This window comes from Pseudomonas citronellolis (assembly GCF_029335315.1).
Taxonomy (GTDB): domain Bacteria; phylum Pseudomonadota; class Gammaproteobacteria; order Pseudomonadales; family Pseudomonadaceae; genus Pseudomonas; species Pseudomonas citronellolis_A.
Map to the genome: position 1 here is coordinate 1 of NZ_JARJLT010000264.1, position 9,915 is coordinate 9,915.

8 protein-coding genes are annotated in these 9,915 nt (G+C 66.1%); 6 read left to right on the plus strand and 2 right to left on the minus strand.

The window, feature by feature from the left end; translation table 11 throughout:
• A partial coding sequence (locus P3W75_RS19540) for a sigma-54-dependent Fis family transcriptional regulator (protein ID WP_276228959.1) occupies positions 1–903 on the minus strand: 903 nt, incomplete at its 3' end.
• 303 nt (positions 904–1,206) lie between these two features.
• Between P3W75_RS19540 and exaC the strand changes: the two genes are divergently transcribed.
• The 3 genes from exaC (at position 1,207) to P3W75_RS19555 (ending at position 4,923) form a co-directional block, all read left to right on the plus strand.
• Entirely contained in the window at positions 1,207–2,727 is a 1,521-nt protein-coding gene (gene exaC, locus P3W75_RS19545; RefSeq protein WP_276228960.1) for an acetaldehyde dehydrogenase ExaC, read from the plus strand.
• Between the two features lie 576 nt (positions 2,728–3,303).
• Positions 3,304–4,221, plus strand: a complete 918-nt coding sequence (locus P3W75_RS19550; RefSeq protein ID WP_276228961.1) for a hypothetical protein — start codon at positions 3,304–3,306, stop codon at positions 4,219–4,221.
• A gap of 57 nt (positions 4,222–4,278) precedes the next feature.
• Entirely contained in the window at positions 4,279–4,923 is a 645-nt protein-coding gene (locus P3W75_RS19555; RefSeq protein ID WP_276228962.1) for a LysE family translocator, read from the plus strand.
• A gap of 20 nt (positions 4,924–4,943) precedes the next feature.
• On the opposite strand, the gene qhpR is transcribed toward P3W75_RS19555, so the two are convergent.
• A complete protein-coding gene (gene qhpR / locus P3W75_RS19560) occupies positions 4,944–5,990 on the minus strand; it encodes an AraC-like transcriptional regulator QhpR (RefSeq protein WP_276228963.1) in 1,047 nt (348 codons plus the stop codon).
• 279 nt (positions 5,991–6,269) lie between these two features.
• Between qhpR and eat the strand changes: the two genes are divergently transcribed.
• The 3 genes from eat to eutC form a co-directional block, all read left to right on the plus strand.
• Complete coding sequence (gene eat / locus P3W75_RS19565; protein ID WP_276228964.1) at positions 6,270–7,634, plus strand: ethanolamine permease; 1,365 nt, start codon at positions 6,270–6,272, stop codon at positions 7,632–7,634.
• Positions 7,635–7,686: 52 nt separating this feature from the next.
• The gene (locus P3W75_RS19570) at positions 7,687–9,081 is read left to right on the plus strand and encodes an ethanolamine ammonia-lyase subunit EutB (RefSeq protein WP_276228965.1); all 1,395 of its coding nucleotides are present in this window, start codon (positions 7,687–7,689) and stop codon (positions 9,079–9,081) included.
• A 10-nt stretch (positions 9,082–9,091) separates the two neighbouring features.
• Positions 9,092–9,915 (plus strand): ethanolamine ammonia-lyase subunit EutC (eutC, locus tag P3W75_RS19575; protein ID WP_276228966.1); only part of this gene is annotated, 824 nt, incomplete at its 3' end.

Genomic DNA, 9,915 nt, shown 5'->3' on the forward strand with positions numbered 1-9,915 from the left:
GCGCCCGGCGTGGCTGCGCAGCGGCCAGCTGAGGCCGCCCTGGTCGCTGGCGCGGCCGAGCAGGTCGTCCAGGCGCACCTCGAAGCACTCTTCCACCGAGCGTCCGAGCAAGCCGTCGCGCGGGCGGTCGAGCAAATTCAGCGCGCCCTGGTTGGCAGCGAGGATGCGCCCGGCGCCGTCGAAGGCCAGCAGGCCCTCGCTGAACAGCCCGACGTACTCCGCCTGCAAGTGGAAGCGCAGCAGCCACTGGCCCTCGTAGCGGCGCAGGAAATAGCAGCCCTCGATCAGCTTCGCCGAGAGATTGACCAGGGCCATGGTGTGGAACTGGCTCTGCCGCGACAGGTCACTGCGCGCCGAGGACACGTCGAGCACCGCCAGCAGTTCGCCGTGGGGGTCGAACACCGGGCTGGCCGAGCAGGTCAGCCCGGTGTGCAGGCTGCGGAAGTGTTCGTCGCGGTGGATGGTCAACGCCTGGCGTTCGATCAGGCAGGTGCCGATACCGTTGGTGCCCTCGCGGGCCTCGCTCCAGTCGGCGCCGAGCCACAACCCGGCCTGCTCGAAGGCGCCACGCTCGGCCTCGGCGCAGACGCGGTTGAGGATCACCCCGCGCGCGTCGGTGAGCAGCACCGCCTGGCCGGCGCCGGCGAGCTGCTGGTGCAGGCTGGTCATCTCGCCGCTGGCGATCTCCAGCACCTGCTGCAGGCCCTCGCGACGCTCGAGCATGCGCGCGTGCTCCAGCACCGTCGGCGGCAGGGTCTGCGCCGGGTCGAGATGGTGTTCCTCCAGGCAACGCAGCCAGGAGCGGGCGATCGACGGATCGGCCGCGGGACCGCTGGCGGGTTGCTGCCCGCGGGCCACAGTCATGACCTGGCGGGCGTGGCGACTCATGGCGTTCGCACTCATTGTTGTGGTTCTCCACGGAAGGGACGGCAGGCAGTCCCGGGGCGACCGTTCCCGCAGCATCGTCCAGGCCGCGGAGCAATGCAATGGCCGCGTGACCTGGCGGTCAGCGACTGTTCCGGAAGCGGTACAAAGTGTCACCCGGCACTGTCCCGGCGCTGCCACACCGCCTGTCGGCGCGACGCCATCAACCGACCGCCGGCCCAGCAACGGCGCGGCTCGCCCTGGCATGGCCCGGCCCTTGCTCTACGCTTGTCAGACCACAACGCGTCCTCCCCAACAAGCACAAGAGCCAGGAGATCAACCATGCGTTACGCCCAACCCGGTAGCCAAGGCGCTGTCGTTTCCTTCAAGTCCCGCTATGGCAACTACATCGGTGGCGAGTTCGTTCCTCCGGTCAACGGCCAGTACTTCGTCAACACCTCGCCGGTGAACGGCCAGCCGATCGCCGAATTCCCCCGCTCCGACGCCGCCGACATCGACAAGGCCCTCGACGCCGCCCACGCGGCCGCCGACGCCTGGGGCCGCACCTCGGTGCAGGAACGCTCGCTGATCCTGCTGAAGATCGCCGACCGCATCGAACAGAACCTGGAACTGCTGGCCGTGACCGAGACCTGGGACAACGGCAAGCCGGTGCGCGAAACCCTCAACGCCGACATCCCGCTGGCCGCCGACCACTTCCGTTACTTCGCCGGCTGCATCCGCGCCCAGGAAGGCGCCGCCGCCGAAATCAACGACACCACCGTGGCCTACCACATCCACGAACCGCTGGGCGTGGTCGGGCAGATCATCCCGTGGAACTTCCCGCTGCTGATGGCCGCCTGGAAACTCGCCCCGGCCCTGGCCGCCGGCAACTGCGTGGTGCTCAAGCCGGCCGAACAGACGCCACTGGGCATCTGCGTGCTGATGGAAGTCATCGGCGACCTGCTGCCGCCGGGCGTGCTCAACGTGGTGCAGGGCTTCGGCAAGGAGGCCGGCGAGGCGCTGGCCACCAGCAAGCGCATCGCCAAGATCGCCTTCACCGGCTCCACCCCGGTGGGCTCGCACATTCTCGAATGCGCGGCGAAGAACATCATCCCGAGCACCGTGGAGCTGGGCGGCAAGAGCCCGAACATCTACTTCGAAGACATCATGCAGGCCGAGCCGACCTTCATCGAGAAGGCCGCCGAGGGCCTGGTGCTGGCCTTCTTCAACCAGGGCGAGGTGTGCACCTGCCCGTCGCGCGCGCTGGTGCAGGAATCCATCTACCCGCAGTTCATGGAAGTGGTGATGAAGAAGGTCAAGGCGATCAAGCGCGGCGACCCGCTGGACACCGACACCATGGTCGGCGCCCAGGCCTCGCAGCAGCAGTTCGACAAGATCCTCTCCTACCTCGACATCGCCCAGAAGGAAGGCGCCGAGCTGCTGGCCGGCGGCCAGGTGGAGAAACTCGAAGGCAGCCTGTCCACCGGCTATTACATCCAGCCGACCCTGCTCAAGGGCAGCAACAAGATGCGCGTGTTCCAGGAGGAAATCTTCGGCCCGGTGGTGGGCGTCACCACCTTCAAGGATGAAGCCGAGGCCCTGGCCATCGCCAACGACACCGAGTACGGCCTGGGCGCTGGCGTGTGGACCCGCGACATCAACCGCGCCTACCGCATGGGTCGAGGCATCAAGGCCGGCCGCGTCTGGACCAACTGCTACCACCTGTACCCGGCGCACGCCGCCTTCGGCGGCTACAAGAAATCCGGAGTGGGTCGCGAGACCCACAAGATGATGCTCGACCACTACCAACAGACCAAGAACCTGCTGGTGAGCTACGACATCAACCCGCTGGGCTTCTTCTGACAGGCAAGCAGGTAAGCGCCACTCAGGAAACGCCACATGCACTGAACGATGCATCCATCATCAGAGACTGAAAAATACCTCGGACGATAGATTGCAACGTGCCACACCAGAAACCAGGGCCCTGCCCTGGTTTCTGCATTTCAGCCCCGCGCAAATCGCCCCGCCACAGCCGGGGCCTTGCATGGTCAAGTCAATCACCGGCTAGCCACTGGCGCCGCCGGAACGCCCGCCGGGTGACGGTTACAGCATATTTCAAGCCCGTCATCGCCTTGATCCCGATGGACGTTCAGCCCTCCTGCCCGGTCGGATCCCCCACGAAAAAAATCCACCATCCCCAAAAACTTATCCGCAAATCACTAACGGATATTTTCCTACTTCCGCGCCTCCACGCCTGACAACCCACCCTCTTGTTCAAATCAACTTGGCGATGCAGGGTTGTTTTGCCCCGGCAAAAAACGGCGCTTTCAAACATCCGGAGAAAATCAATAGAACCAATAGCACTCTGACAGCGCCGGTATTCGAAGCGTTTCAAGCGCAGGCCATCCGTGCAAATTATCGACCTGAAAGGAATAACCGATGATCAACCCAGATTTCTTCGTCACCAAAGATCAAGCCGAAGACTTCACCAACAAAGGTTTCCTTCTTCTCAAGAACTTCTACAAGAGCGAGTTCATATCCTACCTGCAGGCAACCATCGATGACCGCATCGATACACCCACCGACAAGTACCAGAGCGGTTTCAGTCGACTGGCGTTCGATATGTATGAAGACGACCCGGTTATATCGAGCGCCATTCAGAACCATAACTTCAAGAAGGTCATGCGACAGCTGACCAACAGAAACATGTTCTTCGCCCAGGCTCTGTCATTCGAACTGGAGCGCAACCTGAACAAGGGTTTTCCCTGGCACATAGGCACTCAAAGCTTTGGCTATCATCGAGCGGAAGACTACGGCTGCACCATCTGGGCGCCCCTGGTCGAGATCGACCCGCAGGGTCAACGGGGAGGAATGGCCTATGTGCCGAAAAACATGGTTTCTGGAAACTTCATGTACAGCCATGTCGACCCCGCCATATTCGATCTGCTGTCCGCGCGGATACAGGCAGGCGAAGAAACAACCACGGAGTATTTTGTCCAACTCCGCGACGGACCGCTCAATGATGGCGTCATGAAAGACCTGCTGGGCCACTTCTCGGTAGAAGACAGGTTCGAAGTTGGCGACGCACTGATATTCGACAAGAACGTCATACACCGGAGCATCATGTTGAACAGCGGCCCGCTGGAAAGGCGCGCGGCTTTCGTCATGCGCTTCTTCTGCGAAACCAGCCGCTATGACAAGAAGCGCGCCCATGCCCTCGAAATTCCCCGCGATCACTTCAACTACGCGGGACCGACGCGATTCCACCTGCAAGTCGCGGAAAACGACGGCGATCTATTGGTGGAAAGCGAGCGCTTTGCAAACCAGCCCTATCGCGCCCTGAAACATAAAGGCTGACGACAGCAAGGATGCAGGTAGCGGCGCGGCCGCTACCTTTGCAACTTCAGGTGAAACATGAGCCCGTATCTTCTGTATATCGCCATTTCCGCGTTGACCATCGCCAGCCCGGGCCCCGGAGTGCTACTCACCCTGAGCAATACCCTGGCCTACAGCTTTCGACAGGCGCTTCCCGGCATTCTCGGCGTAACCCTCGGCATGGGCGCAGTTGCCCTGGTAGCGGCGACCAGCGTGGGCATCCTGGTGTCCAGTTCGCTGGTGATGATGAACGCCGTGCGTCTGGCCGGCGCCCTGTACCTGATCCATCTCGGCATCAAGCTGATCCGAACCGGACCGAAACTGGACAGCGCGAATCTCGCGCCTGACAGCGCTCATCCCGGCGTACTGAAACTGTTCGGCCAGGGCGCCCTGGTCTCGCTGCTCAACCCGAAGCCGATCATCTTTTTCATGGCCCTGTTCCCGCAGTTTCTCGAGGAGGACGCGCCCTTCATCGGCCAGTTCACTCTGCTGGCGACGACCTTCTGTGTGCTGGTGTTCCTGATTCACTGCGGCTACGCCATCGCGGCGGAAGCAGCCACGAAGAAGCTCGCCGGCAGCCAGTGGTTCACCCTGTTGAACCGGCTGGGCGGAACGATTTTCATCCTGTTCGCTGCGGCGCTGATCTGCTCGATCCGCCTATCGACCAATACGGACGCAGGCTAAACCTTCACCCCGAGCGCGGTTCAGCCCTCGTCGCTGCGCCACTGCCGCGGGCTCACCCCGAACCAGCGGCGGAAGGCGCGGGAGAAGGCGCTGGTTTCCGAGTAGCCGAGCAGCGGCGCCAACTCGGAGATCGGCCGCTGGCGCTGGCGCAGGTAATGCAACGCCAGTTCGCGGCGGGTATTTTCCACCAATTGGCTGAAGCTCAGGCCGGCGTCGCGCAGGCGCCGTTGCAGGCCGGCGGTGGTCAGTTCCAGGCGTTCGGCGATCAGTTCCAGTACCGGCTCGCCCTCGCTCAGCGCCAGGCGGATCTGGGTGCCGGCGTCCTCCAGCAGGTCCGGGGCGTTGCCCTGCTCGCCCAGGCGGCGGATCACGTCCTGCACCAGGAACAGCAGGTTGGCGTCGCGCTCGGGCATCAGCCGCCCGCGCACGTCGCTCTTGGGCACCAGCAGCGAGTTGCAGCCGCGCTGGAAATGCACCGGCGCGCCGAACACCTGCGCGTGCTCCTGCCAGTCCGCCGGGCGCGCGTGCTCGAAGCCCACCGCGCGCGGCGTCCACTGCTCGCCGAGGACGTGGCGCAGCAGGTTCAGCGCCATGCCCATGGTCAGCTCGGCGTCCTGCCGGCGGTCGAGGATGGCGCCGTGCTGCACCTGGTAGTCGAAGCGCAGGCACTCGCCGCAATCCACCAGGCGGATCAGGGTGCTGTGCTGGTGATAGGGGAAGGCCTGGGCGAAGTTGCGCAGGGCGTCTTCCAGGGTTTCCGAGCACAGCCCGACGTAGCCCAGCAGGCCGAGGGCGCGGGGCTGGAACTGCTGGCCGTAGCGCAGGCCGAAGTTGTCGCAGCCGGACTGCCGCGCCGCCTCCTCCAACACCTGGCAGTAGTTGGTCAGGGCCAGGCTCAGGGTCGGGTGGCGCAACTGTTCGGGGTCGATACCGGCGCGGCCGAAGACCCGGTCGATGTCGCCGCCCTGGGCGGTGATGAAGCCGTCCAGGCCGCTGGCGGCGGCGGACAGCACGCCACGGTTGCTGGCCGAGGGCGCGAGGGCGGCGGAGAACAGGGACGGGGTCATGGGGCACGCTCGTTATTGATCGCTTATCCGATAAAAACGAAGCAAATCCCATGCCCCGCCCCGCAAGCCGCGCCGGGCGCGGCCCAGTGCGTTTTCTACGCGCGGCCGCGCAACATTTGCGTGCAGCCCCGGCCCATCCTGGGGCGATGGGTAACACCCTGTTGCAACTTGACCGCAAAGCCCGCACGCCGGGCTCCAGGGTCAAGTCTCGGCGGCCTCGCGTGGCTACCATCGAAGCCTGGCAACCCGTCCACGCCCCGAGGGGCAGAGGAGTCCGCAATGAGCGCATCACAACTAAAACCGACGCTGGGAACCTTGCACCTCTGGGGCCTCGCCGTGGGCCTGGTGATTTCCGGCGAATACTTCGGCTGGAGCTATGGCTGGGGCACCGCCGGCACCCTGGGCTTCCTGGTGACCACCCTGATGGTGGCGCTGATGTACACCTGCTTCATCTTCAGCTACACCGAGCTGACCACCGCCATCCCCCACGCCGGCGGGCCCTTCGCCTACAGCCTGCGGGCCTTCGGCAAGACCGGCGCGACCATCGCCGGCATCGCCACCCTGATCGAGTTCGTCTTCGCCCCGCCGGCCATCGCCATGGCCATCGGCGCCTACCTCAACGTGCAGTTCCCGGCGCTCGACCCGAAATGGGCGGCCACCGGCGCCTACTTCATCTTCATGACCCTGAACATCCTCGGCGTGAGCATCGCCGCCACCTTCGAGCTGGTGGTCACCGTGCTCGCGGTGGCCGAGCTGCTGGTGTTCATGGGCGTGGTGGCGCCGGGTTTCAGCTTCAGCAACTTCGTGCTCAACGGCTGGGCCGGCTCCAGCGAGTTCAGCGGCGCGGCCATCGGCGGCATGTTCGCGGCGATCCCCTTCGCCATCTGGTTCTTCCTCGCCATCGAGGGCGCGGCCATGGCCGCCGAGGAAGCCAAGGACCCGAAACGCACCATCCCGCGCGCCTACATCGCCGGCATCCTGACCCTGGTGACCCTGGCCATCGGCGTGATGATCTTCGCCGGCGGCGTCGGTGACTGGCGCACCCTGTCGAACATCAACGACCCGCTGCCGCAGGCAATGAAAGCCGTGGTCGGCAACAACTCGACCTGGATGCACATGCTGGTGTGGATCGGCCTGTTCGGCCTGGTGGCCAGCTTCCACGGCATCATCCTCGGCTACTCGCGGCAGTTCTTCGCCCTCGCCCGCGCCGGTTTCCTGCCTGCAAGCCTTGCGAAGCTGTCGCGCTTCCAGACCCCGCACCGGGCGATCCTCGCCGGCGGCGTGGTGGGCATCGCGGCGATCTTCAGCGACAACCTGATCAGCCTGCAGGGCATGACCCTGACCGCCGCGATGATCACCATGAGCGTGTTCGGCGCCATCGTCATGTACATCATGAGCATGCTCAGCCTGTTCCGCCTGCGCCGCCGCGAGCCGGACCTGGAGCGCAGCTTCCGCGCCCCCGGCTACCCGCTGGTGCCGGGCATCGCCCTGGGCCTGGCGGTGGTCTGCCTGGCTGCCATGCTGTGGTACAACCAGGTCATCGCCGTGGTATTCCTGGTGCTGATGCTCGCCGGTTTCATCTGCTGCAACCTGGTGATCGCCGCCCGCCGTGGCGTGCCGGCCAGCTTCGCCAGCGAAGGCTGATCCACCCGCGCCGGGTCGCGAGGCCCGGCGCTTCGAGTAGCAAGGAGTTCGCATGCCCGGATACGCCCACAGCGTCGCTGGCCAGACCTGGCGCTTCGACAGCCTCAAGGAACTCATGGCCAAGGCCAGCCCGGCGCGCTCCGGCGACTGCCTGGCCGGCATCGCCGCAGCCAGCGACGCCGAGCGCGTGGCAGCGCAGATGGCCCTGGCCGAGGTGCCGCTCAAGCGCTTCCTCGACGAGGCGCTGGTGCCCTACGAAACCGACGAGGTCACCCGGCTGATCATCGACGGCCACGACCGCGCCGCCTTCGCCCCGGTCAGCCACCTGACGGTGGGTGACTTCCGCGACTGGCTGCTCGGCGACGCCGCCGACGAGGCCAGCCTGCGCGCCCTGGCGCCGGGCCTGACGCCGGAAATGGCGGCGGCGGTGTCGAAGCTCATGCGCGTGCAGGACCTGGTGCTGGTGGCGCAGAAAATCCGCGTGGTCACCCGCTTCCGCAATACCCAGGGGCTGCGCGGGCGGCTGTCCACCCGGCTGCAGCCGAACCACCCCACCGACGATCCCGCCGGGATCGCCGCCAGCGTCCTCGACGGCCTGCTCTACGGCAACGGCGACGCCATGCTCGGGATCAACCCGGCCACCGACAGCCTGCAATCCATCTGCACCCTGCTGGAGATGCTCGACGCGATCATCCAGCGCTACGAGATTCCCACCCAGTCCTGCGTGCTCACCCACGTCACCAGCTCCATCGAGGCGATCAACCGCGGCGCGCCGCTGGACCTGGTGTTCCAGTCCATCGCCGGCACCGAGGCGGCCAACGCCAGCTTCGGCGTCAACCTGGCGATCCTCAGGGAAGGCTACGAGGCGGGGCTGTCGCTGAAACGCGGCAGCCTGGGCGACAACCTCATGTACTTCGAGACCGGCCAGGGCAGCGCGCTGTCCGCCAACGCCCACCACGGCGTCGACCAGCAGACCTGCGAAACCCGCGCCTACGCCGTGGCCCGGCACTTCAAGCCGTTCCTGGTGAACACCGTGGTCGGCTTCATCGGCCCGGAATACCTGTACAACGGCAAGCAGATCATCCGCGCCGGCCTGGAAGACCACTTCTGCGGCAAGCTCCTGGGCGTGCCCATGGGCTGCGACATCTGCTACACCAACCACGCCGAAGCCGACCAGGACGACATGGACATGCTCCTGACCCTGCTGGGCGTGGCCGGGATCAACTTCATCATGGGCATCCCCGGCTCCGACGACGTGATGCTCAACTACCAGACCACCTCCTTCCACGACGCCCTCTACGCCCGCCAGAGCCTCGGCCTGCGCCCGGCGCCGGAGTTCGAGGCGTGGCTGGAGCGCATGCACATCCTGCAACAGCGCGACGGCCGGGTGCGCCTGGCCGAGCAACTGCCGCCGGCGTTCCGCCCGGCCCTGGCGCAACTGAGCTGAGGACACGCGGATGAGTGAAGAGAAGTCCACCGCCACCCCCAACCCCTGGCAGGAACTGCGTCGCCTGACTCCGGCGCGGATCGCCCTGGGCCGCGCCGGCACCAGCCTGCCGACCCGCGCGCAGCTGGACTTCCAGTTCGCCCACGCGCAGGCCCGCGACGCCGTGCACCTGCCCTTCGACCACGCGGGCCTGAGCGCTGCCCTGGCCGAACGCGGCCGCGAAAGCCTGCTGCTGCACAGCGCCGCCGCCGACCGCCACGCCTACCTGCAGCGCCCGGACCTCGGCCGCCGCCTGCACGAGGACTCGGCCGCGCTGCTGCGCCAGCACGCCGCAAGCAACCCGCAGGGCTACGACCTCGCCGTGGTGGTGGCCGACGGCCTCTCCGCGCTGGCCGTGCAGCGTCACGCCCTGCCCTTCCTCGAACGCCTGGAGGAGCAGGTACAGGCCGAAGGCTGGAGCCTGTCGCCGGTGACGCTGGTGCAACAGGGCCGGGTCGCGGTGGCCGACGAAGTGGGCGAGCTGCTGAAGGCGCGGATGGTGGTCATCCTCATCGGCGAACGCCCCGGCCTCAGCTCGCCGGACAGCCTCGGCCTGTACTTCACCTGGGCGCCGAAGGTCGGCCTGAACGACGCCTACCGCAACTGCATCTCCAACGTGCGCCTGGAAGGCCTGAGCTACGGCGTGGCCGCCCACCGCCTGCTGTACCTGATGCGCGAAGCCTGCCGCCGCCAGCTCTCCGGGGTGAACCTGAAGGACGAGGCCGAGCTGCCGACCCTGGCCGGCGAAGGCCCCGGCGCCAATTTCCTCCTCGCCGACCACTGCCCCTCGCCGCC

Coding starts and splice junctions, on each gene's coding strand:
- eat (WP_276228964.1), top strand. CDS start 6,270: ATGAGCGCATCACAACTAAAACCGACGCTGGGAACCTTGCACCTCTGG.
- exaC (WP_276228960.1), top strand. CDS start 1,207: ATGCGTTACGCCCAACCCGGTAGCCAAGGCGCTGTCGTTTCCTTCAAG.
- P3W75_RS19555 (WP_276228962.1), top strand. CDS start 4,279: ATGAGCCCGTATCTTCTGTATATCGCCATTTCCGCGTTGACCATCGCC.
- P3W75_RS19550 (WP_276228961.1), top strand. CDS start 3,304: ATGATCAACCCAGATTTCTTCGTCACCAAAGATCAAGCCGAAGACTTC.
- qhpR (WP_276228963.1), bottom strand. CDS start 5,990: ATGACCCCGTCCCTGTTCTCCGCCGCCCTCGCGCCCTCGGCCAGCAAC.
- P3W75_RS19570 (WP_276228965.1), top strand. CDS start 7,687: ATGCCCGGATACGCCCACAGCGTCGCTGGCCAGACCTGGCGCTTCGAC.